The sequence below is a fragment of the Pseudophaeobacter sp. A-200-2 genome (genome assembly GCF_041008815.1).
Taxonomy (GTDB): Bacteria; Pseudomonadota; Alphaproteobacteria; order Rhodobacterales; family Rhodobacteraceae; genus Phycobacter; species Phycobacter gallaeciensis_A.
The window spans coordinates 204,052-230,224 of the sequence record NZ_JAXGFU010000001.1 but is presented as its reverse complement, the minus strand read 5'-3'; the positions used below and the strand labels follow the sequence as shown (position 1 = coordinate 230,224).

Genomic DNA, 26,173 nt, shown 5'->3' with positions numbered 1-26,173 from the left:
AGTGGCGCAGAAGTCACATCTTCGCGGGGGATTCAGAACGCTCGCGGCGTTTGACCGGTGGCGGAAAACCCGGAAGGCGCGCAATATCGGCACCCTTGGCCTTGTCCTGCTGGGGCCGATTCTGGCTCTGGTGACGTTTCTGATCTTTGGTCCTTTGGGGCACGGCGCATCCTCTATGTCGTTGCGCCTGATTCTGCTGGCGGACATGGTCTACATCATGGCGATTGCCGCCTTGGTGCTGACCCAGATTGTGCGTCTGTTCGCGGCGCGCCGTTCCAAATCGGCTGGCTCCAGACTGCACCTGCGGCTAATCGGAGCCTTTGGGTTTTTGGCGCTGGTGCCCACGGTTATCGTCGCGATCTTTGCAGTATTGACGGTGAATGTTGGGCTTGAGGGCTGGTTTTCCCAGCGTGTCCGTCAGGTCATCGGCTCGTCGCTTGCGGCTGCCGAGGCCTATCAGGTGGAACAACGGCGCGACCTTTCCGAAGATGGCGAGGCGCTTGCGCGTTACCTAGATACCAGCCGCTCGCGTAGTTTTTTCATGAACGATGCAGAGCTGCGGCAGGTTCTGTCGCAGGGACAGCTGCAGATCCAGCGTGGCCTGCGCGAGGCCTATGTCATCGATGGCGTTGGCGATATCCGGGCGCGGGGTGAACGTTCCTACGAATTTGATTTCGAACATCCCGATCCCGAACAGATCACCGAGGCGGCTGAGCAGGGGATGAGCATCATCCAGGACTGGGACAATAACGAGTTCAGGGCCATTGTGCGCCTGAACGCCTTTGTCGACCGGTTCCTGTACATCAGCCGCGATGTGGATGGTGAATTGCTGAACCTTCTGGATGAAACCCAGCAGACCGCGAACCTCTATCAACAGCTTGAGAAAGAGCGCGGTCGGGTGCTGTTCGAATTCGGCCTTTTGTACATCGGGTTTGCATTGATCCTGATCCTGGCGGCCATGTGGTTGGGCATGTGGTTTGCGGAACGTTTGTCCGGTCCTGTCGGTCGCCTGACCGTGGCCGCGCGCCGGGTCGGTGGCGGTGACCTTGACGTGCAGGTGCCCGAAGAGAACGGCGGTGACGAGATTTCCCAACTTGGCCAGTATTTCAACAGGATGACGCGGGAACTGAAACAACAGCGCAAGACCTTGCTGGAAAACACCGACCAGATTGAGCGCCGTCGCAGGCTGTTCGATTCGGTTCTCTCCTCGGTTACCTCGGGTGTCGTGGGGCTGGATGCCGAAGGCCGGGTCGCCTTTGTGAATCGGTCCGGGGAACGTCTGCTGGATTGGCACGGGGACCGGCAATCGCTGGCGCTCGCCGTTGCGGTGCCGGAATTCGGCCCGCTGTTCGAAACCCTGACCAAGGATGGCGCGGAAACCGCGCAGGATGAGATCAAGGTGACGCGGCATGGCCGGTTGGAAAACCTGCTGGTGCGGATGTCGCAGCGCCGGTCCGATGATGGCAACCTCGAAGGCTATGTGGTGGCTTTTGACGATGTGACTGACCTTGTCAGCGCCCAGCGGATGGCCGCCTGGGGCGATGTCGCCCGCCGGATCGCTCATGAGATCAAGAACCCGCTGACCCCGATCCAGCTGAGCGCGGAGCGGATCAAGCGTAAGTTCGCGCCCAAGCTAGGCGAGGAAAACAGCGATCAACTGCAAGCCATGACCGATGTGATCGTGCGCCAGACCAACGATCTGCGCCGGATTGTCGATGAGTTTTCAAAATTCGCGCGCATGCCGGAACCGGAACGCCATGAAGAAGATCTGGCCAAGCTGGTGCAGGACGCGGTGGTGCTGCAACGCACCGGCCAGCCGGATGTGACGATTACGGCGGATTTGCCCAATACCGTGTGCTGTGCAGATCTGGATGCGACGATGATCGGACAGGCGCTGACCAACCTGATCAAAAATGCCGGTGAAGCGATTGAAAGCCTGAAGAAAAAAGGTGCGCCCGAGGATCTGGATCCGCAAATTCGCGTGGCGCTGCGCCGGGCCGATAAAGGGGGGTATGAGGTAACGATTGCCGATAATGGCATCGGCTTGCCAGAGGACCGCGCGCGGTTGTTTGAACCCTATGTAACCACCCGGAACGAAGGCACCGGGCTGGGATTGCCAATTGTGAAGAAGATTATCGAAGAACACGGCGGCACCCTGACGCTTGAGGATGCGCCGGTGTTCGAAGGACAGAACCATTTTGGAGCCATGGCGGTGATCCGCCTGCCAGACGCCGTACGTACGGCTGAGGCTAACAGAAATACAGTGAAGGTAGGTCTGACATGAGTGACATTCTGATCGTTGACGATGAGCGCGACATTCGCGAATTGATTTCCGATATCCTGGAAGATGAGGGGTTTGCCACGCGCAAGGCGGCGAACTCCGAGGAATGCATGGCCGAGATCGGGCAGGAGCCTCCGGCGCTGCTGATCCTCGATATCTGGCTCAAGGACAGCCAGATGGACGGCATCGACATCCTGAAAACCGTGAAGCGGGACAATCCCGAAGTACCGGTGGTGATCATCTCAGGCCACGGGAATATCGAGATTGCGGTCGCGGCGATCAAACAGGGCGCCTATGACTTCATCGAAAAGCCCTTCAATATCGATCAGCTGATGGTGGTGATCCGGCGTGCGATGGAGACTTCACGCTTGCGCCGTGAGAACACCGATCTGCGCCGCAAGGAAACCGGAGCTGCCGAGATGATCGGCAATTCCGCAGCCTTCCGGGCGCTGGTGGCACAGCTCGACAAGGTCACCAAATCCAATGGCCGGGTGATGCTGACGGGACCTGCCGGCGTGGGCAAGGATATCGCCGCGCGCTATATCCATTCCAATTCCGCCCGTGCCTCGGCTCCCTTCGTGACGGTGAACTGCGCCAGCATCGAGCCGGAACGGATGGAAGAGGTGCTGTTTGGCCGTGAAACCACGGACCGCGGGGTTGAGCCGGGATTGCTGGAACAGGCACATGGCGGCGTGGTGTTCTTTGACGAGGTCGCGGACATGCCGCTCGGCACCCAGTCAAAGATCCTGCGGGTGCTGGTTGATCAGCAGTTCCAGCGGGTTGGTGGATCCGAGAACGTGCGGGTCGATCTGCGGGTGATTTCTTCCACAAACAAGGCCTTGGAGGCAGAAATTGAAGCGGATCGTTTCCGGCAGGAGCTCTATCATCGGCTGAACGTGGTGCCGATTGCGGTGCCGACGCTCGCAGATCGGCGCGAGGATATTCCTGTTCTGGCCGAACACTTCATCCGTAGCTTTAATGAGGCGCAGGGCCTGCCACTGCGTGAACTGACGGATGAGGCGGTTGCACTGATGCAGACCATGATGTGGCCCGGCAACGTCCGCCAGCTGAAAAACCTAGTGGAGCGGATCCTGATCCTTGGCGATGGCAATGGCCCGATCGAGGCGCGCGACCTGCCGCGTGAAGAGGAAAAGGTCGAAGACGAGGGTCGCGTCGTCCTGTCCGGGGCCTTGGCGACGCTGCCGCTCCGCGAGGCCCGCGAGGCCTTTGAACGCGAATATCTGCTGACCCAGATCAACCGGTTCGGTGGCAATATCAGCCGCACGGCTTCGTTTGTGGGCATGGAACGCTCGGCCTTGCACCGCAAACTGAAATCGCTTGGCGTTGTCACCTCGAACAAGGCTGGCGCGCGCGTCGCCCATGTGGAGCAGGAAGAAGATATGGTCTGACCGCTGCGGGCGGATGACGGGGCGCGTAGGCACGGTCTGCGCGCCTGCTGCCATTGTGTTTGCGAAACCTGAAGAAACCCGGTGTTCTGGGCGGCAGTGTAGCCGACTACGGCGTCAGGACATGCAGGGTGTTGTCAGGGCCTTTCCAGACGCAGGCATCGCCAGTCAGCGGCGGCAGGCGGCTCGATTGTCCGGCCAGACGCTGCCCGACTTCGGCGGTGGTGCAGCGCCTCAGGGGTACCTCTTGATACCCTTTCTTGGCCATACAGCTTTGCTCTAACCGCCTGCGCAAACCTTGGTTCACATCAACCGTATAGATGCCACCATCAACCCAGTATCCGGGGCGGCTCCAGCAGTTGCCGTCCCTGCAATATTGCCCGCCGGGATAATAGACGGGCGGGCGCTGACGAATTTCATTGGCCACGGGCGCCTTTTCCAGCGCGCTGACCTGACAGGAAAGCGTATCTGCCTGAAGCCTCTGCACATCAGCGCCTTCGCGGTAATAGACCGGCACTGGGCCACATCCGGCAAGGACGGCGCCCAAAACGGGCACGGCGAACAGGGATCGGAAGCGGCGGTGAGCACGGGTCATGCTGCCAGAATGCCCCGCGATGACGGTCAGTACAATTGATTTGACCCCTCTGGCGGCTTCTGTCATTCAAAACTGGCAAGATCGCGCCCAAGGGAAAAGATCATGAAGGTTATCATCTGTGGCGCCGGCCAGGTTGGCTGGCAGATCGCGCGGCACCTGTCCGGCGAGCACAACGATGTGACAGTTGTCGACAACAACCCGGATCTGGTGCGCCGCGCGACAGATACGCTGGATGTTCAGGGGATTGCTGGCTTTGCCTCATACCCGGATGTTCTGGAGCGGGCAGGGGCGCGGGATGCGGATATGATCATCGCCGCAACCCACTCGGATGAGGTCAACATGGTGACCTGTCAGGTTGCCCATTCGGTATTCTCGATCCAGCGCAAGATTGCCCGGCTGCGGGCGCGCAGCTACCTGAATGCGATCTATTCCGACCTGTACCGGCGTGACCATCTGCCCATCGATGTGGTGATCAGCCCCGAACGCGAGGTCGCCGCCGCCGCCATTCAGCGGCTTCTGGCACCGGCCGCGTTTGACACGGAAACCTTCATGGGTGGCAAGGCGCAGCTCCTCGGCATTCAGATCGACGAGGATTGCCCGGTGGTCAACACGCCGCTGCGGCAGCTGACGGATCTGTTTTCCACCCTGCGGGCTATCGTTGTGGGTGTGCGGCGTGATGGCAGCCTGTTTGCACCGGAACCGGGCGATCAGCTGTTCGTCGGCGACAGCGCCTATGTGTTTTGCCACACGGACGACGTGAGCAGAACCATCGAAGTCTTTGGCAAGAAAGAAAAACGCCAGGATCGGGTGGTGATCGTGGGCGGCGGTAATGTGGGCCTTGAAGTGGCAAAGGCGCTTGAGAACCGCACCGGACGGATCCGCGCTAAGATCATTGAGAAAAGCCGCAAATGCGCCGAGCGGGCGGCTGAAACACTCGAGAGGACCATCGTTCTGAACGGTGACGGGCTGGACCGGTCTCTGATGATTGAAGGCGGTATTGATCGCGCCGATGCCATGCTTGCTGTCACCGACGATGACAAGACCAACATGCTGGCGGCCGTGCGCGCCAAATCCGAAGGCTGCCCTTTCGTGGTGGCCCTGATCAATGATCCGACCTTGCTGCCGCTGATGGCGCCTCTCGGGATCGACGCCTTTATCAACCCGCGCTCCACCACGGTGAGTTCGATCCTGCAGCACATCCGCTATGGCCGCGTTCGACAGGTCTATTCCATTGGCGATGCCGAAGCCGAGGTGATCGAGGCTGAGGTTCTGGGAACCTCTCCGATGGCGGGACAAGCGGTTCGCGATATTCCCTTCCCCGAAGGCGTACTGATCGGCGCCGTGCGCAAGGGAGGCGAGGTCCTGCGACCCAGCGGCGAAATGCGCATCGAAGAGGGTGATGTCATCGCGATCTTTGCGATGGCCGCCGATGTTCCAGAGGTCGAGCGCCTGATGCAGGTTTCGATCGACTACTTCTAGGATGGCGGCACGCAATCATACCGCGGGCGGGCTGTTGCGTCTGCCCTTGTTCCTGCTGATCTGGGGTGTGGCTTGCCTGGCCATGTGGGTGCCGGCTACCCATGCGGTGATCCTGAACGACCACCCGACATCGCAAAGTTTCTTTTTCTCCGGCCTCTTGGGGCTTTTTGTGATCGCTGTGATTGCCTTGTCGCTAGGCAATAAGGTGCCCCGCTATGGCATGCCGGGGCAGTTGCTGTCGCTGCTGGCAACCTTTGCAGTATTGCCGCTGTTTCTCGCGCTTCCCGTGCAGGATGCGTTGAAAAACACAAGCTTCCTCAACGCATATTTCGACATGGTCAGCGCCGTCACCACAACGGGCGCCGATATCTTTGCCGATCCGGGGCGGCTGCCGCCCAGCGTGCATCTGTGGCGGGCGATTGTTGGCTGGCTTGGCGGCCTTTTGATGTGGATCGCCGCCTCGGCGGTTCTGGCGCCGATGTTCCTGGGCGGCTTCGAAGTCACCGCCAAGGGGGAGCCGGGCGGCGGTGGCGCGACACCTGTTCTGATGCAAAAGGCGGATCCTCGGCGCCAATTGATCACGGTCGCACGCACCCTGACGCCGGTCTATTTCGCGCTGACGCTGGTTCTCTGGACGCTTTTGATGATGACTGGCAGCAAATCGTTGGCCGGGCTGACCCATGCGATGTCGGTGATGGCGACCTCGGGGATTTCATCGGTCGGGGGCACCGAGGCGGCAAACAGCGGTATGGCTGGGGAAATGGTCATGTTCCTGTTCATGTTCTTTGCCCTGTCGCGGCTGACATTTTCCTCCGATACGGTTAGCACCGGTGATGGGCGGCTGGATCGTGACCCGGAGTTCCGTTCCGGCCTGCTGATTGTGCTGGGAGTTCCGACGCTCTTGTTCCTGCGCCACTGGCTGGCAACGTTTGAGGTCAACAGCGCCGAGGATGGCATGCAGGCGCTGCGCGCCTTCTGGGGGGCGCTGTTCACGGTTATGTCCTTCCTGTCCACCACCGGATTTGAAAGCGCCGACTGGGAGGCCGCCGGGCAATGGTCGGGGTTGGAAACCCCGGGTATGATTCTTCTGGGCCTGTCGCTGATTGGCGGCGGGGTGGCCACCACAGCGGGCGGCGTCAAATTGCTGCGGGTCTATGCGCTTTATCTAAACGGGCTTGGCGAAATGGAACGGCTGGTGCATCCGTCATCGGTCAGCGGTGAGGGGGCTGGCAACCGGCGGCTGCAAAAGAACGGTGCCTTTGTGGCCTGGATCTTTTTCATGCTCTTTGCCTTGTCTCTGGCGTTGATCAGCACGGTGCTTGCCGCACTTGGTACGGATTTTGAAACCTCGCTGATCCTGGCGGTATCGGCCCTGTCGACAACTGGCCCGTTGACCGAAGTCGCGGCGAGCGAGCCGATCATGCTGTGGCAGCTTGTGCCCTCGGCCAAACTGGTGCTGTGCTTTGCGATGGTGCTCGGGCGGCTGGAAACTCTGGCGATCATCGCGCTTTTGTCGCCTAATCTCTGGCGCAGTTAAGAAAACCTCGTTACGCTGCTCTGGCATTTGATGTTTTTCGGGTGGAAACCCAATCGGTCTCCGTCCATAGTTGGTTGTAACGAGGCGCGTTGGTCCGCAGCGCGTAGCAAGAAAAAAGGCGAGATAATAATAATGGCTTCGGACAGACAGAATCTTCAGGATGCCTTCCTGAATCACGTTCGCAAAACCAAGGTTCCCGTTACAATTTTTCTGATCAACGGGGTCAAATTGCAGGGGGTTATTACCTGGTTTGATAATTTCTGTGTCCTGCTGCGCCGCGACGGACAGTCGCAGCTGGTCTACAAACACGCAATTTCCACGATCATGCCCGCACAGCCGATCAGCCTTTATGAAGGTGAAGACGCCTCTTGATGGAGCATGACCGGAAGCGCACCCGGGCCTGGGTGCTGCATCCCGAGATCAAGTCGGATCAACACCGGCGCGATCCCGAACCCGCCCTTGCAGAGGCTGTGGCGCTGGCGCAGGCGCTGCCCGATCTCGACGTTGTCGGATCGGATGTGGTACGTTTGCCGAAGGCTCATGCGGGGATGTTGTTCGGCTCGGGTAAGATCGAAGAACTGGCGCAGAAGCTGAAATCCGAAGAGGTGGAACTGGTCCTTATTGACGGTCCGGTCTCTCCGGTGCAGCAGCGAAATCTGGAAAAGGCCTGGAAGGTCAAGATCCTCGACCGCACCGGGCTGATCCTCGAGATCTTCTCGGATCGGGCGCGCACCCGAGAAGGTGTGCTGCAGGTGGAGATGGCCGCGCTCAGCTATCAGCGGACCCGGCTGGTGCGGGCCTGGACCCACCTGGAACGGCAGCGGGGCGGATTGGGTTTCGTTGGTGGTCCCGGTGAAACCCAGATCGAGGCGGACCGTCGTGCAATTGACGATCAGCTGGTGCGCCTACGCCGCCAGCTCGACAAGGTGGTGAAAACCCGCACGCTGCATCGCGCCGCGCGGGCCAAGGTGCCTTATCCGATTGTCGCGCTTGTCGGCTATACCAACGCCGGTAAATCGACCCTGTTCAATCGCCTGACCGGGGCTGAGGTGATGGCCGAGGATATGCTGTTCGCCACTCTGGACCCAACCATGCGCCGGGTGCTGTTGCCTGATGGTCCGGAGGTGATCCTGTCGGACACGGTGGGCTTTATCTCGGATCTGCCGACCGAGTTGGTCGCGGCCTTCCGCGCGACGCTGGAAGAGGTGCTGGCCGCCGATGTGATCCTGCACGTGCGTGACATCAGCCACGATGAAACCGAGCATCAGGCCCGCGATGTGGCCGCGATCCTGACGTCGCTTGGGGTGGATGAAAACCGCACCCAGATCGAGGTCTGGAACAAGCTCGACAATCTCAGCGAGGAAGAAGCCGACGCCCGCCGCCAGCGCGCCGCCCGCGAGGAAGGAATCCACGCGATTTCAGCCCTGACCGGCGAAGGCATCGACGGGCTCTTGGCGGATATCGCGGAAAAACTGCAAGGCACAAAGCATCAAGAGATGCTCAGCCTTGATTTTTCGCAAGGCAAGCAACGTGCCTGGCTGTTCGCGCAGGATGTTGTCGTCTCCGAAGAGCAGACCGAGAGCGGTTTTGATATCACCGTGCTTTGGACTGCGAAACAACGGGCGCAGTACGACGGGCTATGATCCGTCGTGCTGTACGTCCTTGAAACTCCGAAGTACCTGCTAGTGAGAATCCGGCGGCGTTGCACCGCTACGCGGTCGTGATTGCAGTGTGAGCGTGGCTGTAGCGACGATTGGTCCGATCAGCTCAAACCCCACCGTGGTTCCAATTGCCAGCGCCATGATCGACGGGGCGAATTCGGGGAACCGCTCGGCTGCGACCAGCGCCATGCCGATTGCCACCCCGGCTTGCGGCAGCATCGCGGCGCCGTAATAGGGCCGTTCGGTCGCCGGGGCGTGGGCCAGCATACCGCCGATCCACCCCCCAAAGATGCGCCCCAACACCCGGAGAACTGAGTAGCCAAGGCCCGCCATACCCAGCGTCGCCAGCGCCTCGGGGTCCAACGTTGCGCCGGCGAGTACGAAAAAGATGATCATGAAGGGCCATTCGAAATTGTGGATCTCGTGAAAGGCCCGAGTGTGGTGGCGGGCCAGATTTACGATCACTGCGCCGGCGGTCATGCCTGCAATCAGATAGGACAGCTCCAGCATCAGCGACAGTCCGGCGGTCAGGAAGATCAGGCCAAGCGCCTCGATCCGCAGCGGCTCCCCATCTGACAGCCGTCCGGTCAGCAGCGCACCAGGAATGCCGATGGCGATCCCCAGTCCTATCGATCCGACAACCTCCTGCGTGGCGATGATCAGCGTATCAACACCGTCACCAATACCGCTGATGAGATCAATCATCAGCAATGCGAGGCTGAAGGCGAACAGCCCCCAAGCATCATCAATGGCGACCAAGCCTTTGAGAGTTTGGGTAAATCCGGTATTCAGCCCGGATTGATCGATCACGTCATAGGTGGCTGCGGGATCGGTCGCCGTGGCCAGCGCGCCCAGCAGGATGGCCAGCGTCAGCGGCAGGCCCATGGCCCAAAGCCCGGTTGTGACGGCGACCTGACTGACGATAACGATGGACAGTGACACGACGACAACCACGCGGCCATGCTGGCGCAGGTTGGACATGGACAAGGCGCTGCCCAAGAGAACCGCAACCGCGCTGAGCGCCACCACAGCAATCACTGGGTACAGTTCCGTGATGCTGTCCGGCAGCAAACCAAACCCGGAGTGACCGATCAGCAAGCCGCAGCCCAGAAGCAGGGTTACACGGGGCAGGCGCAACCGTCGCCCGATCCGGTCGGCCGCCAACCCGGCAAAGAACAGAAGACCAAAGATGATCAGAGTGACGGCTTGATCTTCCATCCAGGGGCTCTCTGTCTAGTTCCGGGGCAGGATACGGGTCACCCCGACTGCCGCCGCGCGGGCAAGATCCTCGTCCAGAGACATCGGGATATATTCACCCCGGCGCCACAACTGGGCCATGTCGTCATAGTGGCGCGAGAGGAAATGTCCCGACTGGCCGGTGGAGGTAACAAAGACCGAACTGTCCGGATCGGCGAAATCATAGACGCCGCGGAACCCGGCGGCATGGACATTCTGAAACGGCATCGGGCCTTCGCCAGAGGTGCGCCCGCGCTGCAGGGTGTTGTCGCCGCCGCTGGTGGACTGGCGGATGTTCACAAAGAACCGCAGCACTGGCACCTCGCCCAGAACCTCGTGGTCGTGGGTGGCTTGGTGGGCATCGCCCCAACGCAGCGATTCCAGCGCGGTGCCATAGCGTTCCTCGATCCAGATCAGCGCATCGTCCAGCGCCAGCCGTGCCATGTCGGTACAGGTTTCCTGCGGCGCGCTTTGCCGGACATCGCACCAGGCGGCAGCACCATCGATGTCGCGGTAGACCCGTTCGATGAACAGCGGATCCACGTGTTTGTACTCTTCGGTCAGCGGTCCCAGATCATCGGTGATCAGCCGCGCTTGCAGCGCCCGGAGCCAGGCCGCATAGATCAGCGGCTCCGGCAGGTGCTCATTCATTTCGCCGTTCCATTCAGACAGCAGGGTCAGCGCGGTGTGACGCTGGCGTTCGCGGCTACCTTCGGGGGCGGCCTCGCCGGTGAACCACAGGTCTGCCCCGATCAGCGGCAGCAGGGCCCGGGCAGAGTAGGATACCGTATCAAGCTGCGCCTCAATGAAGCTGTCGCGCGTATGCACTTCGCGGTTCTGCATCAAGCGGCGCCAGCGGTTGATCCGCTGGGTGTCGCCCCAGTCGAAGGAGACATGGTTTGGAAAGGGGCGGTCCAGCAGCTTGTTATTGGTATTGCCCAGGATCCCGCCACGGGGACTGATGAATTCCGGGTTGGCAGCATAGGGCGCGCGGCCTTTCCAAATGTTTTCCCGGCGCCAGCCCTGGCTTGGCAGGCGGCCCTTGCTTTGATGGCGTGCATCGCGCTGGGGAATGGCGCCGATGGTCTTGAGGGCAATCGTTTCCTTATCCGCCAGCGTCAGGTTCTGCGAAGGTGCAATATAATCTTCGGCGACGCGGATCGCTTCCCGGGCCGAGGCGCTTCGCATCAAAGCGATGGCGGCGCTGACCGAGGTATCTTCGCCCGATAGAGCTGTCCAGCCAAGGCTGACCACGTGACCCGGCGGGGTGATGGTGGCCAGAGAGAACATGGACCCCGGAAGAACCGGCCCGTTCTCGGTCCAGCGCAGGGTCAAGGTGACTGGCGGCGCGTCCTTGATGTTGATGATGGACCGGCGGGTAACGAAAGGCGTGTAACCCGTTGGACTTAAATATTCTTCGGGATTTTCGGCATTGATCTTTTCGATGAAGAGATCCTGATCATCCATGTAGGAAGAGGTGATCCCCCAGCCCAAGTCGTTTGAGCGTCCGGTGAGCACGGCAGGCAGCCCTGGTATGGTTCCGCCAATCACGCCGCCGGTCGCCAACTCCATCCGCGCCAGATACCAGATCCCGGGCGCGCTGAGGCCCAGATGTGGATCATTGGCCAGTAGGGTGCCGCCCGTGGCGGATCGACTGGGATCGGCAGCCCAGGCATTGGACGCCCCGCCAAGGCCGCGCGGCGCGAGCGGAAACAGGCGACTTTCCGGTTCGGGCGAAGAGGCGGCGATGCGCGGTGCATCTGGGAACAGGCTCGCATATTCCGGCAGCGCGGCCGTGCCGGATCCCGGCGCATCGGGCAGGATATCAAACAGGCGTTCCGGATCGGCGAGCGCCAGAGAGGTGCGTGCCCGCAGGATTTCCTCGCGCATATGGCCGGACAGTTTCAGCGCCATCAGTTTCATGATCGCGATACTGTCGGCAGGCTGCCATGGGGCCAGCGGCATATTAAACAGGAACATCTCCGGCGCGCCGCGCCCCAGCGCCTCTTCGTTGATCTCCTGCAGGCGGGCATTCACACCAGCGGAATAGGCGGTCAACGCGGCCATGGCTTCGGGTGTCTGAACCGCGACCGATTGTTGTGCCAGCCGGTAAAGATCAAGCCGCCGCACGAAAGTATCGACCTCAATGGTGCGGGTACCAAAGATCTCAGACAGACGTCCCTGCGCGGTGCGCCGCATTACAGCCATCTGCCACAAGCGGTCCTGCGCATGGGCATAGCCGAGGCCAAAAAACACGTCCTCGTCACTGGCGCCGATGCTGCTGAAGATATGCGGCACATTGGCGTTGTCGCGGACAATCTCGACCGGGGCCGTGGGGCCGGGCAGGGCAATCGTCTTGTCATAGTCGGGCAGAGACTGTGAGGCGAAATAGTAGGCCAGGACAACCGCAGCGAGCGACAGCAGAATCAAGGTGGCGGTCAGTCGCATCAGCCAGCGGAACAGGAGTGCCATATAAAGGTTTTTCCCTTTGTTTTCTGTGTTCAGCGGCCTGGCACGATTGCACCCCGCGCCGCCAGTGCTAGGGTAGCGTCAACATATGCCAAGAAAGCACAGGGGAAAAGCACATGGCAAAAGCTGCATTTCTGGGGTTGGGAGTTATGGGCTATCCGATGGCCGGGCACCTGCAATCGGCGGGTCACGAGGTGACGGTCTACAACCGCACCGCCGCCAAGGCCGAGGCCTGGGTCAAGGAGCACGGCGGTGCCAGCGCGCCAACTCCGCGCGAGGCGGCTGCGGGCGCGGAATTCGTGATGTCCTGTGTGGGCAACGATGATGACCTGCGCTCGGTCTGCCTGGGGCCGGATGGCGCCTTTGCCGGGATGGCCAAGGGCGGCGTTTTTGTCGATCACACCACGGTTTCTGCCAGCGTCACGCGGGAGTTGTTCGAGGCGGCTGCCGAGCTGGGCATTTCCTTCGTCGATGCGCCGATTTCTGGCGGTCAGGCGGGCGCCGAGAATGGGGTTCTATCGGTGATGTGCGGCGGTGAAGCGGAGGCCTATGCCCGCGCGGAGCCAATCATTGACGCTTATGCTCGCATCTGCCGCCGGATTGGCGACAGCGGCGCCGGTCAGATGACCAAGATGTGCAACCAGATCGCAATCGCCGGTTTGGTGCAGGGCTTGGCGGAATCGCTGCATTTTGCAGAAAAGGCGGGGCTGGATGGCCGCGCCGTGGTCGAGGTGATCAGCCAGGGAGCGGCAGGCAGCTGGCAGATGGCGAACCGTTATGAGACCATGCTGGACGATCATTTCGAACATGGCTTTGCGGTGGACTGGATGCGCAAGGATCTGGGGATCTGTCTGGATGCCGCAGACGAAACCGGAGCCAGCCTGCCGGTGACCGCGTTGGTCGATCAGTTCTACAAGGATGTGCAGAAGATGGGCGGCGGGCGCTGGGATACCTCGTCGCTGTTCAAACGCCTGAAGTCAGCAGGTTAAACAGAGCCCGCAACCATCTGAAATAAAAGGCGCGCCCGGAATGTGGCGCGCCTTTTTTCGTCTGCTGCTTCAGCGGAAAATTCTGCTGAGCCGTGTCCGATCAGGGAATGATGCGGGTGTATTTGGTGCCTTCCAGGGTGGCGCCAACACGCAGACCGGCCTGCGCGAAAACGGCCGCCAGGATCGGAGAGGTCAGGGTATTGGTATCGGCCGCGACAGAGTTGCCATCGTCTTTGATCACATATTCAAGATCAGCGCCGGCTGCCCAACCCGAAGAGCGTCGGAACCCGGCCAGGGCATCGTCGGTCATGAAGAACAGCACATGGGCGTATTGCTGGGCGCCGATTTGCAACCCGGCGTTGCCCTTGACCGTGGAATAGTAATCGACCGTTACGCCATTGATGCGCAGTGCGCCGCGCCCATAAGCGCCGCCAATCAGGAAACCAGCTTCGGTGACCAGCGGCATCACCAGCATGCCAGTCGATTTCTCGGCCAGCGTGATGGTGTTGGGGTATCGGCTGTACATCTGGTTGAGGGTGGCATCGACTCGGGCGTCGATGGTGGCGGCATTGTTGTTGCCAACGCCATTGCCACAGGCCGCAACCGCTCCGGTCCCGGCAAGAATGCCAAGAGTGAAGCCGCGGCGCGTCAAGCGGGGGGAAATATGTCTGCTCATGTGAAGTATTGCCTGTCACGTTATGGATAAAGGCCGGTTGTTCGGCTCTGAGCAGGATCATAGGCGGAAAAAAGCCCGCTGTCATCTACGACAACAGCGCCGCAGCCCGCCTGAGCGGCTTCCCGCAGGGCGTTGCTGTGGGGCTGGTAGTGTCCGTCGCCGGAATTGATCCCGGACAGCGGTGGGTCAGCCGTTCAGGATCCGTGCGGTTTCAGGCGCGAAATAGGTCAGAATACCGTCACAGCCTGCGCGTTTGAACGCAAGAAGGCTTTCCAGCATGACCTGCTCGCCATTGATCCAGCCATTCTGGGCGGCAGCCTGGATCATCGCGTATTCGCCTGAAACCTGATAGGCGAAGGTGGGCGTGCCAAAGGTGGTTTTCACACGGTGGCAGATGTCCAGATAGGCAATGCCGGGTTTGACCATGACCATATCTGCGCCTTCCTGCAGGTCACGTTCGACCAGCCGCAGCGCCTCGTCCGAGTTGCCGGGGTCCATCTGATAGGTCTTCTTATCGCCTTTGAGCGCGCCAGAGGCACCGACCGCATCGCGGAACGGGCCGTAAAAGCCAGAGGCGTATTTGGCCGAATAGGACAGGATCGATACGTTGCGATGGCCGCCCTGTTCCAGGCCGCTGCGCATGGCGGCGATCCGACCGTCCATCATGTCCGATGGACCGATGATGTCCGCACCGGCCTCGGCTTGCGCGAGGGTCATCTTCACCAGCGCCTCGACAGTTTCATCGTTGAGGATCTCACCATCGACGACAAAACCATCGTGACCGTTGATATTATAGGGATCGAGCGCCACATCTGTCATTACCGCGATGTCCGGCGCGACGGCCTTGATCGCGCGGATGGCGCGGTTGCACAGGTTGTCGGGGTTCCAGGCCTCGGCGCAGTCTTCGGTCTTGAGCGCCGGATCGGTATAGGGAAAGAGGCAAATCGCCGGAATGCCAAGGGCCTGTGCCTCGACCGCCGCCTCGGCGATCTTGTCGACCGACCGGCGCACCACCCCGGGCATGGAGACGACAGGCTCCACGATCCCTTCACCATCGCGCACGAAAACCGGCCAGATCAGATCATCCGTGGTCAGCGTGTTCTCGCGGACCAACCCGCGAATGGCGGGGCTGACACGGGTGCGGCGCAGACGGGCAGCGGGAAAGGGGGCGACGGTCGGCTTCATCGTGGTCTCTCATCTCTCTGTGGCACGCCTGTGGGTCGCATGGAACCGCGCTGTCATGCAAGTGGCACAATCGCCGCGCTTGTGCGCCCTTTGTCTGCGGGGCTTGTGCCGGGGGCTTTGGCGGTGGATATAAGGCGGCGAATGCGAACAGACGGAAGAGGGCACGGGATTGGATCTGTTTCAGACACTGACCGAAATGATCGACCTGCGGTCCTTTTCCAACCTGTGGTACTGGATCGCGCTGGCAGTGATGTGGTCCACGGCCAGCCACTGGATCCTTGGGGTGCCCTTTGACATGGTGCACCGGGCGCGCAAGAACGGCGGCCAGAGCGCCGAGGATCTGGAGGATCTGGTGCGGATCAACGTAAACCGCATGCTCTATGTGGTTCAAATGGCGGGACTTTGGATCCTTGCGATCGCTTGCTTCGTGCTGTCGTCCTTGGCGACCTTGGGCTTTGGCCTTGACGTGGAATTCGCACAGGCGGTGTTCCTGCTGCTGTTCCCGATGGCTACGGTGAGTTTGGTCAATCTGGCGACGGCGCGGTCGATCCGGATGAATGAGCCGCAGGGCGATGCGCTCTACCGCAGACTTGCCACCTGCCGCTTTGCGATCCAGATCATCGGCATGATCTCCATTTTTGTCACGGCGATGTGGGGCATGTACCAGAATCTGCGGTTGGGCGTCTTTGGCTGAGCATCACCAGGAACCCAGAGCTGAAGAAACACAATGAAGAGGGAGACGCGCAGCATGGCGCAGCCTGCGATAACCATGGGCGGCGCGCCGGAAGGGTTCGATGCCCGGCTGGTGCTGAAAGAGGTCGAAACGTCCGGCGGTCCGGTTCTTCATGTGGCCCGCGATGACAAGCGGATGGAGGCTATGCGCGCCGCGCTGGCCTTCTTTGCGCCGGACATGCCGGTCATTGTCTTCCCCGGCTGGGACTGTCTGCCCTATGACCGCGTTTCGCCCAACGCCGATATCTCCGCCGCGCGGATGGCGACGCTGGCGGCGCTGGTCCACCAGATGCCATCGCAGTTCGTCCTGCTGACCACGCTCAACGCCGCCAGTCAGCGGGTGCCTGCGCGCGAGGTCCTGCGCGAGGCGGCCTTTAGCGCTCGGGTCGATCACCGGATCGACGAAACGGCGCTGCGTCAGTTCCTGGTCCGCATGGGGTTCACGCAAAGCCCAACGGTCATGGAGCCGGGCGACTACGCAATCCGGGGCGGGATCATCGATATCTTCCCGCCGGGCGACACCGGGCCGGTGCGGCTCGATCTGTTCGGTGACGTGCTGGATGGCGCGCGCCGGTTTGACCCGGTGACCCAGCGGACCACCGAAAAACTGGACCTGATTGAGCTGGCGCCGGTGTCCGAGGTGATCCTGGACGAGGCTGCCGTCACCCGGTTCCGGCAGAACTACCGGATTGAATTCGGCGCGGCGGGCACTGACGATCCGCTGTACGAGGCGGTCAGCGCGGGCCGCAAGCATCAAGGGATCGAACACTGGCTACCGTTCTTTCACGAGAAGCTGGAAACCCTGTTTGACTACCTGCCGCAGGCCTCGGTCACGCTGGACGATCAGGTCACCGCATCCCGGCTGGCGCGCTGGGACAGTATCGTGGACCAGTATGAAACCCGCAAACTGGCGATGGCGCAAAAGGGACGGCTGGACACGGTTTACAAACCCACGCCGCCAGGGCTGCTCTATCTCGACGACAGCGCCTGGGAGGACGCAACCAGTGCACATCGTACCATCCAGCTGCATCCGCTGGCGCAGGCCTCTGGCCCCGGTGTGGTGGATGCAGGCGGGCGGATCGGGCGGGATTTCGCGCCCGAGCGTCAGTTGGAAAACGTCAGTCTTTTTGGTGCCTTGGCCGCCCATATTCAGGAGCGGATGCAAAAAGGTCCGGTCGTGGTTGCCTCATACTCCGAAGGTGCGCGGGAACGTCTGACCGGGCTGATCGAAGACGAAGGTCTGGCCGAGGCAATCCCGGTCATGGATGGCACACGGATTGGAAAATCCGGGCTGCATCTCGCGGTCTGGGCGCTGGAACACGGGTTCGAAGCGCCGGACATGACGGTAATCTCGGAGCAGGACGTTCTGGGCGACAGGCTGATCCGCTCACCCAAGAAACGCCGCAAGGCTGAGAATTTCCTGACCGAGGCGCAATCGCTGTCGCCGGGGGATCTGGTGGTGCATGTGGACCACGGCATTGGCCGCTATCAGGGCATGGAGGTCATTACTGCTGCCGGTGCGGCCCACGAATGCCTGCTGCTGGAATATGCCGAAGAGGCCAAGCTGTACCTGCCTGTCGAGAATATCGAACTGCTGAGCAAATATGGCCATGATGAGGGGCTTCTGGACCGGCTGGGCGGCGGTGCTTGGCAGGCGAAGAAGGCCAAGCTGAAAGAGCGCATTCGGGAGATGGCCGACCGGCTGATCCGGATTGCGGCCGAACGGGCGCTGCGCAAGGCACCGATCATGGATCCGCCGCCGCACGCCTGGGAGGAATTCTCGGCACGTTTTCCCTATCAGGAAACCGACGATCAGCTGCGCGCCATCGAGGACGTGATGGCGGATATGACCTCGGGCCAGCCGATGGACCGGTTGATTTGCGGCGATGTCGGCTTTGGCAAGACGGAGGTCGCGATGCGCGCGGCCTTTGTCGCGGCAATGTCCGGCGTGCAGGTGGCTGTCATCGCGCCGACAACCCTGCTGGCGCGACAGCACGCGGCCTCGTTCGCAGAACGGTTCCGGGGTTTCCCCTTGGAAGTCAGGCAGTTGTCGCGTTTTGTTACAGCAAAGGACGCTGCCAAAACGCGCGAAGGTATGGCCAAGGGAACGGTCGATATCGTGATCGGCACCCATGCGCTTTTGGCCAAGGGGATCAAGTTCCAGAACCTTGGCCTGCTGATCATCGACGAAGAGCAGCATTTCGGCGTCGGCCACAAGGAACGCCTGAAGCAGCTCCGCAGTGACATTCACGTGCTGACCCTGACCGCAACGCCGATCCCGCGGACCCTGCAGCTGAGCCTGACGGGCGTGCGGGATCTGTCGATTATCGGCACCCCGCCGGTGGACCGGCTTGCGATCCGCACCTATGTCAGCGAATTCGACGCTGTCACCATCCGCGAAGGGTTGCTGCGGGAACATTATCGCGGCGGGCAAAGCTTTTACGTGGTGCCGCGGATTTCAGACCTCGCCGAGGTCGAGGAATTCCTCAAGGAGCAACTGCCCGAGCTGACCTATGTGGTTGCGCATGGTCAGATGGCGGCCGGTGAGCTTGATGACCGGATGAATGCCTTCTACGACGGCAAATTCGACATCCTTCTGGCGACAACCATCGTGGAATCCGGGCTCGATATTCCGACGGCAAACACCATGGTGGTGCACCGGGCCGATATGTTCGGTCTGGCGCAGCTCTACCAGATCCGGGGCCGGGTGGGCCGCTCGAAAACCCGTGCCTATGCTTACCTTACCACCAAGCCGCGCGTGCGCCTGACCGCGACGGCTGAAAAACGGCTCAAGGTGCTCGGTTCGCTCGACACTCTGGGCGCCGGATTTACCCTTGCCAGTCAGGATCTTGATATCCGCGGCGCTGGGAACCTGCTGGGCGAGGAACAATCGGGCCAGATGCGCGATGTGGGCTATGAGCTGTACCAATCCATGCTGGAAGAGGCGATTGCCAAGATCAAGGCCGGGGAGTTGGAGGGCCTTTCCGAGGGCGACGATCAATGGGCGCCGCAGATCAATCTGGGCGTGCCGGTGCTGATCCCGGAGGATTACGTGCCCGATCTGGATGTGCGCCTTGGCCTCTATCGCCGCCTCTCGGGCCTCACGACCAAGGTAGAGCTGGAAGGGTTCGCGGCAGAACTGATCGACCGGTTTGGTAAACTGCCGAAAGAGGTCAATACGCTGATGCTGGTGGTGCGGATCAAGGCGATGTGCAAACGCGCAGGCATCGCCAAGCTGGACGCCGGTCCCAAGGGCGCAACCCTGCAGTTCCACAATGACAAATTCGCCTCCCCTCAGGGGCTGGTCGAATTCATCGAGGATCAGAAGGGCCTGGCCAAGGTCAAGGACAACAAGATCGTCGTGCGGCGCGACTGGAAGAAGGACAGCGACAAGATCAAGGGCGCCTTTGCCATCGCCCGCGACCTGGCCGAAAAGGTGGTCGCGGAGAAGAAAAAAGCCAAGGCAAAGCAGGGCTAGGCCTTCAGCGCGCAGGGATGGTGCGGGTCAGGCGCAACAGTCCTGCGGCGCCATCGCCACCTGCGCGCAGCCGCAGGAGGCCATGATCCCGTCCGAACGCGCCTGCGCCAGATCCAGCTTCTGGCGAATGTGGTGGATTTCCACGGTTTCCTCACGCGCCGCGAGGCAATCGTGCAGCCCTTTGAGGCTCCAGACGTTGTCGGGATGGATCGACGCCCGCGACAGGGTGCCATCCAGCCCCAGATCGGCGCGATAGACGGCCTCGGCCTCGGTCACATGGCCTTGCTCCAGCAGCAGTGCCCCCAGCGCGTGGCGGGTCGGCTGCATCCAACCCCAGGGTTCGTCGTAAGGCAGGTTATCATCAAGATCGACCGAGCGGCGTAGATGGCCATAGGCGATATCAAAGTTGCCCTTGCGATACTCAATCTCGCCGCGCAGCATTTCCCGCGCGATTTCAAGAAGATCCACAACGCGGTTGTTGTGCATCAGACGGGTCTCCGGCACCCGGTCCTTGGCCGCAATGAACAGCGCTTCCTCGGCCTCTGCCTCAGCCACGCGGCCCGTCGCAGCATAGCCAAGGGCGCGGGCATAATGGGTAGTGGCTGTCAGAGTGCGGAACAACTCCTGGTCCTCTGGCAGTTCCAGCGCAATCGCCTCGTCCCAGCGGCCAAACCGGATCAGGATATGGGGATGCATGGCCATGTAGCTTTCGAAGTAATCTGCCATCGGCGGGCTTTCGATCCGTAGCATTTCAATAGGTGTGGTGTCCCACAGCCCCTGATTGGCGCGTAGGGCTGGCTCGATTTGTCCAAGGAAAAGAGCACCATAGATCACGAAGTGATAGTCGTGCTGCCGATAGCCGGTGTAGATATTATAGGCGCCTTCGCGCTCGTAGTATTTCAGGTCTGCTTCGATCGCCTTCTGGTTCCAATAGACCACATCCTGATAATTGCCACAGAGGACGTCGATATGGGTGGGCATATGCACCAGATGCCCGGCATCCGGCACCAGATCGCGCAGCACATCACCCGCCTTCAGCGCCTTTTCCGGGGTCGGCGACATTTCCATCAGGTGCACATAAAGATGCAGCAGGCCGGGATGGGTCATGGCGCCGGGCAGGCTGTCAAAGGCGTCTTCCAGAACCTGTTGCGCTTCTGTCGTCGCCGCGCCTTCTGCCGGAAGGCCGGTTTTCAGATCCCACATGTTCCAGGGTGTGAGGTTCAAGAGGCTTTCGACATAGACGCAGCGCAGGTCCAGATTGTCGGGCACCTTGGCAAAGGCCGCACGCATGCTGTCGGCAAAATCATGGTCCCAGGCGTGCATGTCGTCGGCGGGCGTGCGCTGCGGATAGCGGGCGGTCAGCGCTGCGATCAGGGCGCGCTCGGCCGGGGTGCAGCCCTCTGCATGGGCCAGAGCGGACTGCGTCGCATCATAGGCTGTCGCCAGCACCTCGGCCCGGGTCGCGGGGTCGTGCAATTCCCACGGCATGTTATAGTTGGGGCCGGATGCATAGGCGAGACCCCAATGCGCCATGGCGCAACCCGGATCCTCGGACAGCGCGCGGCGAAAACAGGTGGCTGCCTCCTGATGGTTATAGCCATAGGTCCAGATCAAACCGCGATCAAACCACAGCTGCGCCTTGGCGCTGCCGGTGGTCACGGGACAGGAATAGGTCCCGAGATCATAATAGAAATCCATGAAAACACCCCTTCAAGCTTATGAAGAGGTTAGGGTTTTCAGGCTTGCCGGGCAAGCGGCGTGTCCCCGGCGCGACGCGGCAGCAGTGCAGTTGCGCAATCTGATGGCAGGCGGCGGTGCGGGGTTAAACCGCAGGCAGGCGTGCTTCTACTCGCGCCATATGCAGCATGACGAGAAACCCGAGGAAAGCCATGATCAGAATGCCTGCGGTCAGCGGCAGCAGCGATCCGTCGAACAACAGCCCGACCGGTGCGGCGATGGCTGCGGCAACTACTGTGGAGATTGCCCCCATGACCGAGGCAGCCATACCCGCGATATGGCCCATCGGCTCCATCCCCATGGCGTTGAGATTACCAAGAGTAACGCCGGCCATGAAGAACACGCTGGTCTGCCAGGTCACAAACAGGCCAAAGGCAACGGAGTTGTCCAGCGGCATGCTTTCCAGAACCAGCATGGCCGATGCCAGACCGATCTGGGAGGCCAGCGCCCAGGTCACCATGCGGCGCATCCCCAGACGCACCACCAGTACGGCATTCAGGAGGCTGCCCGTCCCGGCAACCAGCGCAACGCCGAAGAACCAGTAAGGGAAGCTTTCGGCGCGGTCAAAGACCACATCATAGGCCGGTTGAACCAGGGTGATCATGGTGAACAGCATGCCAAGGCACAGGCATTGGGCGATGATCGACAGGCGGACGGTGGGGTGGGTCACCATCTCCTTCAGTGCTGCAGCCATCAGCGCCGGGCGCACCGGGCGGCGGTCTTGCCGCTCCAGCGTCTCGGGCAGGCGCACGCCCATCCAAAGTGCGATGATGAGAGCAAAGGCCGCAAAGGCAGCAAAGATGCCGCGCCAGCTGGAAAAGGCGATGATGACCGAGCCCAGCATCGGCGCAACGGCCGGAACAAGCGTGAAGATCATCATGGCGATGGAGACCACCCGCGCCATTTCACGGCCCGAGTAGAGATCCCGGACGACAGCCATGGCGACAACGCGCGGCCCGGCAGCGCCAAGCCCCATGGTGACCCGCGCCAAAAGGGCGAGTTCCAGCGATTGCGCGGCCCAGGCCGCAGCGGCCGAGATGATATAAAGGATAACGCCGCCAAAGATCACCGGCTTGCGGCCAAAGGCATCCGAGATCGGACCGGTAAAGAAGGTGCCGATGCCCATGCCCAGAACAAACGAGGTGATAATCAGCTGCGCCCGGTTCACGTTGTCGGGGCTCAGCGTTTCACCAATTTCCGGCAGGGCCGGCAGCATGGCGTCGATGGAAAAGGCGATGGTGGCAAACATCATCGCGATCAAGGCGATAAATTCACCTTTCGACATCGGGTTTGAAACGGATTTTGACATAGATAACCTCATGCGGTGCTTCAGAAGGAACCGGAAATCGGATCCAATCCGGGCGCCGCTGCAAGGCCGCTACCATGATTTTAAAAAAGGCACCAGTAGATCGCCTGCACAGGACTCTGTGCATCAATGCGATGGTCTGAATTGCGGTAGGGTCGTCACTGGCGCGCAGGTGACTTGGGCGGGTCGGGACACTCATCCTCGTTGGCCGCAGTGGTCGGATCTTCGCGATGGTGGCGGCCGAAATGGGCAATTAGCCACTCGCTGTGTTCTTCGCGTTTTTGGATCTGGTAGAGCGCGAATTCCCGGATCGCCAGGGCAAAGACCCCAAGGCCGCTGAAGATCAGGATGATCGTGCCGATCTTCCCGGCCGCCGTCACGGGAACAAAGTTCCCGTAACCCACGGTGGAAATGGTCACGACCGTAAAGAACAGGCTGTCCAGCCAGTTCCACCCCTCGGCGTAATGAAAAAACACTGTACTGAAAACGACGATACCGATGAGGGTGGCAAAGATACTGGACCGCTTAATCTGCATTATTCATCCTTTGGTCCGGCTTCCAACTGGGACATGATGTCGGCGATCACCTGCTTCCACAGTTCGGGCGGCTGGGCACCGGGTACGGCGTGCTGGTTGGCTACCACGAAGGTCGGGACCGAGTTCACGCCCATCTTGCGCGAATGCGCATCGCGGGACTGGATCGCCTCGATGTCGTTCTCGGTCTCCAGCAGTTTCAGCATGACATCGCGTTCCATGCCAATCTCTTGGGCAATGTCAGCGAGGATTTCGGGATCACCAATATCGAGGCCTTTGACGAAATAGGCCTCGAACAGGGCATCCACGGCCGCGGTCTGTTTACCTTCGGTGCCGGCCCAATGGATCAGCCGATGCGCGTTGAGCGTATTGGGCGTGCGTTTCATGCCTTCGAAATCGATCGACAGTCCGGCCTGTTCAGCATGTTCCACGATGGGGGCATAGGCCCGCACCGCGCCTTCCTTGCCGCCAAACTTCGCCTCAAGATAGGCGCGCCGGTCCATACCTTCGCGGGGCATGTCGGGGTTCAGCTGGAAGGGGTGCCATTCGATCACAAAAGGATGGTCGGGAATCTCGGCCAAGGCTTTGTCCAGATGCGTCTTACCGATATAGCACCAGGGGCAGATCGGGTCCGAAAGAATGTCGAGCTTGACCGAAGGAAGGCTGGTCATGGGTTATCCTTTGAAATAGGCCGGCAGGGCGCGCCTCAGTAGTTTTCCGTTTGCGCCAGTCGGCAGGGCCTCAAGATACACATAGGCGCGCGGTTGTTTGTAACGCGCCAGGCGGTCCGTGGCAAAATCCCGAAGGTCGGCTTCGGGGATCTCTTGCGGGCCGGTGTAGAAGGCCACGATAATATGTGTGTCTTCCTTGACTTCAACCGATGTCACCCCGACTTGCACAATCCCGTGATGAGCGGCAAGCGTGGTCTCGACCTCGATGGGCGAGACGCGGAAACCACCAGCGTTCATCATGTCATCGGCGCGCCCCAGATAGGTGATCTGGCCGTCGGCCGCCATGGCGCCCTGATCGCCGGTCAGGAACCAGTCTCCCTGTATGCGCGCCTCGGTTTCATCGGGGGCGTTCAGATAGCCCAGCATCAGACCGGGGTCCGACCGGTGCACGGCGATGGTACCTTCGGCGCCGCGCGGTACTGGCCCGTCTGGACCAAGGATCGCAACCCGGCGTCCTTCCTGCGGCTGGCCAAGCGCATCGCCGCGCGCCGGGTGTGCCGGGCTGGAAGAAATGAAGGTCGAACATTCGGACATGCCGTAGGCCTCAAAAAGGGCCCGGCCGGTTCGATCGCTCCAAAGCTCGGAGAGGTGGCGCGAGAGCTTTTCACCGGCACAAAGGCCGTGGCGCAGATCCGGCAGGTCAAGAGTGCGATTTGAGTTGAGGATTTTTCGATAAACACCTGGTGCAGCAGCAAAAATGCTGGCGTGATGGTCGCGCAGCAGTGCCGGGATTGCCTCGGGCGGTGTGTCGGGATCAGGGATCAGCGCGGTTGCGCCAATGCTCCACGGATCCATCAATCCGGTGCCCAAGGTGAAGGTCCAGTTGAAGGCGCCGGCGTGCAGCAGGCGGTCGTGTTCTGAAAGGTCGTACCAGTCCCGCACCATCATTTGCCGCGCCCATATCGCGCGGTGGGCATGAGCGACGGCGCGGGGTGATCCGCTGGTGCCGGAGGTATAGACCACATAGGCCAGACGGTCGGGATCCCCCATGTCATACTCGCAGGGAGGAAGGTCGCGCATCGCGGTCAGTTCAGGCAGGATGATTTCGCGCGGGTGATCGGCGCAGGCGACCGACGGATCGCGCAGAACTGCGGCCACGTCGAGTTCCGCAATCATCTTGGCGGTTTCCGGTGCGGTCAGCTGCGAGGAGGTCGGGACGGGTACCAGACCAGCCGCAATCGCGCCAAGATAGGCAAGCGGGAAATCGACCGTATTGCCAAGCCGCATCATCACAATGTCGCCAGGGCGCAGACCCGCCGCCAACAGCCCCGTGCCGGTCCCGCGCACCGCGGCCTCCAGCTGGGCATAGGTCCATTTCTGGCTTTGATCGCGGCCAAGGACCTCCAGCGCAGGTTTTTCAGGGCGGTCGGGTGCGAAACGCAGAACATGGGCGGCCATGTTGAACGGCGCCGGGCAGGGGGCAAAGGGCCCATTGTCGAAAACTGATATCATGGATCTTCGCTAGCGTGACACGTGCCGCGTTGCAAGCTGCCGTGCTGCGGCCTATAGAAACAGCATGACTGGCCGCGACCCCAAAACCCTTATCACCATTGCCCGCTCTGGCGGCGAAGACACGCAGGCAGAACCGCTGGACCTTGGCGCCCGCGTGCGGGAATTGCGCAAGGCGCGGGACTGGACGCTGGAACACGCGGCCAATCAAGCGGGGCTGGCCCGTTCGACCCTTTCGAAGATCGAAAACGGCCAGATGTCCCCGACATATGACGCCCTGAAAAAGCTGGCCGTCGGGCTGGAAATTTCAGTACCGCAGCTGTTCACCCCGCCGCAGCGCGATCAGGTGAACGGGCGGATGACGGTGACAAAATCCGGTGAAGGATCGCATCAGGCGACGGCCACCTATGAGCACGAACTGCTCGCCGATGGTTTGACCCGCAAGCAGATGCTGCCGTACCGGGCCCGGGTCCGGGCGCGCTCGATGGATGAGTTTGACGGCTGGGTACGGCACGACGGCGAGGAATTCCTCTATGTGCTGACCGGGGTGATCATGCTTTATACCGAGTTTTACGAGCCGGTTGAAATGCGCCGGGGCGACAGCGCCTATTACGATGGTGCCATGGGGCACAACGTGATCTCGCTCAGCCCGGATGATGCGACCATTCTGTGGGTCACGTCCCTGGTCTGAAG

The 26,173-nt window shown here is 61.1% G+C and carries 20 protein-coding genes; 10 read left to right on the top strand and 10 right to left on the bottom strand.

What is annotated here, in order from left to right:
- Position 1: 1 nt before the first annotated feature.
- Entirely contained in the window at positions 2–2,284 is a 2,283-nt protein-coding gene (locus tag SM766_RS01025) for a sensor histidine kinase NtrY-like (protein ID WP_368946611.1), read from the top strand.
- A complete protein-coding gene (gene ntrX / locus SM766_RS01020) occupies positions 2,281–3,690 on the top strand; it encodes a nitrogen assimilation response regulator NtrX (protein WP_274837020.1) in 1,410 nt (469 codons plus the stop codon). Before SM766_RS01025 ends, ntrX begins: the two co-directional genes overlap by 4 nt.
- Before the next feature lie 106 nt (positions 3,691–3,796).
- On the opposite strand, the gene SM766_RS01015 is transcribed toward ntrX, so the two are convergent.
- Positions 3,797–4,282, bottom strand: a complete 486-nt coding sequence (locus SM766_RS01015; protein WP_368946610.1) for a hypothetical protein — start codon at positions 4,280–4,282, stop codon at positions 3,797–3,799.
- 102 nt (positions 4,283–4,384) lie between these two features.
- Here SM766_RS01015 and trkA point away from each other — a divergent pair, with 102 nt between their 5' ends.
- The 4 genes from trkA to hflX all read left to right on the top strand — a co-directional run bounded on the left by trkA (position 4,385) and on the right by hflX (position 8,941).
- The gene (trkA, locus tag SM766_RS01010; RefSeq protein ID WP_065270227.1) at positions 4,385–5,761 is read left to right on the top strand and encodes a Trk system potassium transporter TrkA; all 1,377 of its coding nucleotides are present in this window, start codon (positions 4,385–4,387) and stop codon (positions 5,759–5,761) included.
- Position 5,762: 1 nt separating this feature from the next.
- Positions 5,763–7,298 (top strand): TrkH family potassium uptake protein, encoded by a 1,536-nt coding sequence (locus tag SM766_RS01005; RefSeq protein WP_274837026.1) that lies wholly within the window; start codon positions 5,763–5,765, stop codon positions 7,296–7,298.
- 132 nt (positions 7,299–7,430) lie between these two features.
- Positions 7,431–7,670 carry an RNA chaperone Hfq gene (gene hfq, locus SM766_RS01000; RefSeq protein WP_008204623.1) on the top strand — a complete coding sequence of 80 codons (240 nt, stop codon included), beginning with the start codon at positions 7,431–7,433 and terminating at the stop codon, positions 7,668–7,670.
- Complete coding sequence (gene hflX / locus SM766_RS00995) at positions 7,670–8,941, top strand: GTPase HflX (RefSeq protein ID WP_368946609.1); 1,272 nt, start codon at positions 7,670–7,672, stop codon at positions 8,939–8,941. The genes hfq and hflX overlap by 1 nt, the downstream gene beginning before the upstream one ends.
- A gap of 39 nt (positions 8,942–8,980) precedes the next feature.
- On the opposite strand, the gene SM766_RS00990 is transcribed toward hflX, so the two are convergent.
- The gene (locus tag SM766_RS00990; protein WP_368946608.1) at positions 8,981–10,177 is read right to left on the bottom strand and encodes a cation:proton antiporter; all 1,197 of its coding nucleotides are present in this window, start codon (positions 10,175–10,177) and stop codon (positions 8,981–8,983) included.
- A 15-nt stretch (positions 10,178–10,192) separates the two neighbouring features.
- Positions 10,193–12,667, bottom strand: a complete 2,475-nt coding sequence (locus SM766_RS00985; RefSeq protein ID WP_368946607.1) for a penicillin acylase family protein — start codon at positions 12,665–12,667, stop codon at positions 10,193–10,195.
- Between the two features lie 83 nt (positions 12,668–12,750).
- On the opposite strand from SM766_RS00985, the gene SM766_RS00980 reads away from it, so the two are divergent.
- Positions 12,751–13,653 (top strand): NAD(P)-dependent oxidoreductase, encoded by a 903-nt coding sequence (locus SM766_RS00980; protein WP_274832266.1) that lies wholly within the window; start codon positions 12,751–12,753, stop codon positions 13,651–13,653.
- A 100-nt stretch (positions 13,654–13,753) separates the two neighbouring features.
- Here SM766_RS00980 and SM766_RS00975 read toward each other — a convergent pair whose 3' ends face one another.
- Positions 13,754–14,329, bottom strand: coding sequence for a lipid-binding SYLF domain-containing protein (locus SM766_RS00975; protein WP_065270233.1), 576 nt, complete (start codon positions 14,327–14,329; stop codon positions 13,754–13,756).
- A 186-nt stretch (positions 14,330–14,515) separates the two neighbouring features.
- Positions 14,516–15,514: a porphobilinogen synthase gene (hemB, locus tag SM766_RS00970; protein ID WP_274839188.1), complete on the bottom strand. Its 999-nt coding sequence runs from the start codon at positions 15,512–15,514 to the stop codon at positions 14,516–14,518.
- Positions 15,515–15,683: 169 nt separating this feature from the next.
- On the opposite strand from hemB, the gene SM766_RS00965 reads away from it, so the two are divergent.
- Positions 15,684–16,208, top strand: a complete 525-nt coding sequence (locus tag SM766_RS00965; protein ID WP_274828083.1) for a component of SufBCD complex — start codon at positions 15,684–15,686, stop codon at positions 16,206–16,208.
- A gap of 54 nt (positions 16,209–16,262) precedes the next feature.
- Positions 16,263–19,724: a transcription-repair coupling factor gene (mfd, locus tag SM766_RS00960; RefSeq protein WP_368946806.1), complete on the top strand. Its 3,462-nt coding sequence runs from the start codon at positions 16,263–16,265 to the stop codon at positions 19,722–19,724.
- A 27-nt stretch (positions 19,725–19,751) separates the two neighbouring features.
- Here the strand turns inward: mfd and SM766_RS00955 are convergent, their stop codons facing one another.
- The 5 genes from SM766_RS00955 to SM766_RS00935 all read right to left on the bottom strand — a co-directional run bounded on the left by SM766_RS00955 (position 19,752) and on the right by SM766_RS00935 (position 25,483).
- On the bottom strand, positions 19,752–21,422 hold the full coding sequence (locus SM766_RS00955) for a tetratricopeptide repeat protein (RefSeq protein ID WP_368946606.1): 1,671 nt from the start codon (positions 21,420–21,422) through the stop codon (positions 19,752–19,754).
- A 124-nt stretch (positions 21,423–21,546) separates the two neighbouring features.
- Entirely contained in the window at positions 21,547–22,770 is a 1,224-nt protein-coding gene (locus SM766_RS00950) for an MFS transporter (RefSeq protein ID WP_368946605.1), read from the bottom strand.
- Positions 22,771–22,925: 155 nt separating this feature from the next.
- Positions 22,926–23,303: a potassium channel family protein gene (locus SM766_RS00945; protein WP_368946604.1), complete on the bottom strand. Its 378-nt coding sequence runs from the start codon at positions 23,301–23,303 to the stop codon at positions 22,926–22,928.
- Positions 23,303–23,971 (bottom strand): DsbA family oxidoreductase, encoded by a 669-nt coding sequence (locus tag SM766_RS00940; protein WP_274867471.1) that lies wholly within the window; start codon positions 23,969–23,971, stop codon positions 23,303–23,305. The genes SM766_RS00945 and SM766_RS00940 overlap by 1 nt, the downstream gene beginning before the upstream one ends.
- Before the next feature lie 3 nt (positions 23,972–23,974).
- A complete protein-coding gene (locus SM766_RS00935; protein WP_368946603.1) occupies positions 23,975–25,483 on the bottom strand; it encodes a class I adenylate-forming enzyme family protein in 1,509 nt (502 codons plus the stop codon).
- A gap of 64 nt (positions 25,484–25,547) precedes the next feature.
- Between SM766_RS00935 and SM766_RS00930 the strand changes: the two genes are divergently transcribed.
- On the top strand, positions 25,548–26,171 hold the full coding sequence (locus SM766_RS00930; RefSeq protein WP_065270242.1) for a helix-turn-helix domain-containing protein: 624 nt from the start codon (positions 25,548–25,550) through the stop codon (positions 26,169–26,171).
- Positions 26,172–26,173: the final 2 nt, after the last annotated feature.

Bases quoted from the DNA above. Each gene is read 5' to 3' on its own strand.
- hfq (WP_008204623.1), top strand. From the start codon at position 7,431: ATGGCTTCGGACAGACAGAATCTTCAGGATGCCTTCCTGAATCACGTT.
- SM766_RS00945 (WP_368946604.1), bottom strand. From the start codon at position 23,303: ATGCAGATTAAGCGGTCCAGTATCTTTGCCACCCTCATCGGTATCGTC.
- SM766_RS01005 (WP_274837026.1), top strand. From the start codon at position 5,763: ATGGCGGCACGCAATCATACCGCGGGCGGGCTGTTGCGTCTGCCCTTG.
- SM766_RS01015 (WP_368946610.1), bottom strand. From the start codon at position 4,282: ATGACCCGTGCTCACCGCCGCTTCCGATCCCTGTTCGCCGTGCCCGTT.
- mfd (WP_368946806.1), top strand. From the start codon at position 16,263: ATGGCGCAGCCTGCGATAACCATGGGCGGCGCGCCGGAAGGGTTCGAT.
- SM766_RS00985 (WP_368946607.1), bottom strand. From the start codon at position 12,667: ATGGCACTCCTGTTCCGCTGGCTGATGCGACTGACCGCCACCTTGATT.
- SM766_RS00930 (WP_065270242.1), top strand. From the start codon at position 25,548: ATGACTGGCCGCGACCCCAAAACCCTTATCACCATTGCCCGCTCTGGC.
- SM766_RS00990 (WP_368946608.1), bottom strand. From the start codon at position 10,177: ATGGAAGATCAAGCCGTCACTCTGATCATCTTTGGTCTTCTGTTCTTT.
- ntrX (WP_274837020.1), top strand. From the start codon at position 2,281: ATGAGTGACATTCTGATCGTTGACGATGAGCGCGACATTCGCGAATTG.
- hflX (WP_368946609.1), top strand. From the start codon at position 7,670: ATGGAGCATGACCGGAAGCGCACCCGGGCCTGGGTGCTGCATCCCGAG.
- SM766_RS00955 (WP_368946606.1), bottom strand. From the start codon at position 21,422: ATGGATTTCTATTATGATCTCGGGACCTATTCCTGTCCCGTGACCACC.
- hemB (WP_274839188.1), bottom strand. From the start codon at position 15,514: ATGAAGCCGACCGTCGCCCCCTTTCCCGCTGCCCGTCTGCGCCGCACC.
- SM766_RS00935 (WP_368946603.1), bottom strand. From the start codon at position 25,483: ATGATATCAGTTTTCGACAATGGGCCCTTTGCCCCCTGCCCGGCGCCG.
- SM766_RS00975 (WP_065270233.1), bottom strand. From the start codon at position 14,329: ATGAGCAGACATATTTCCCCCCGCTTGACGCGCCGCGGCTTCACTCTT.
- SM766_RS00950 (WP_368946605.1), bottom strand. From the start codon at position 22,770: ATGTCAAAATCCGTTTCAAACCCGATGTCGAAAGGTGAATTTATCGCC.
- trkA (WP_065270227.1), top strand. From the start codon at position 4,385: ATGAAGGTTATCATCTGTGGCGCCGGCCAGGTTGGCTGGCAGATCGCG.
- SM766_RS00940 (WP_274867471.1), bottom strand. From the start codon at position 23,971: ATGACCAGCCTTCCTTCGGTCAAGCTCGACATTCTTTCGGACCCGATC.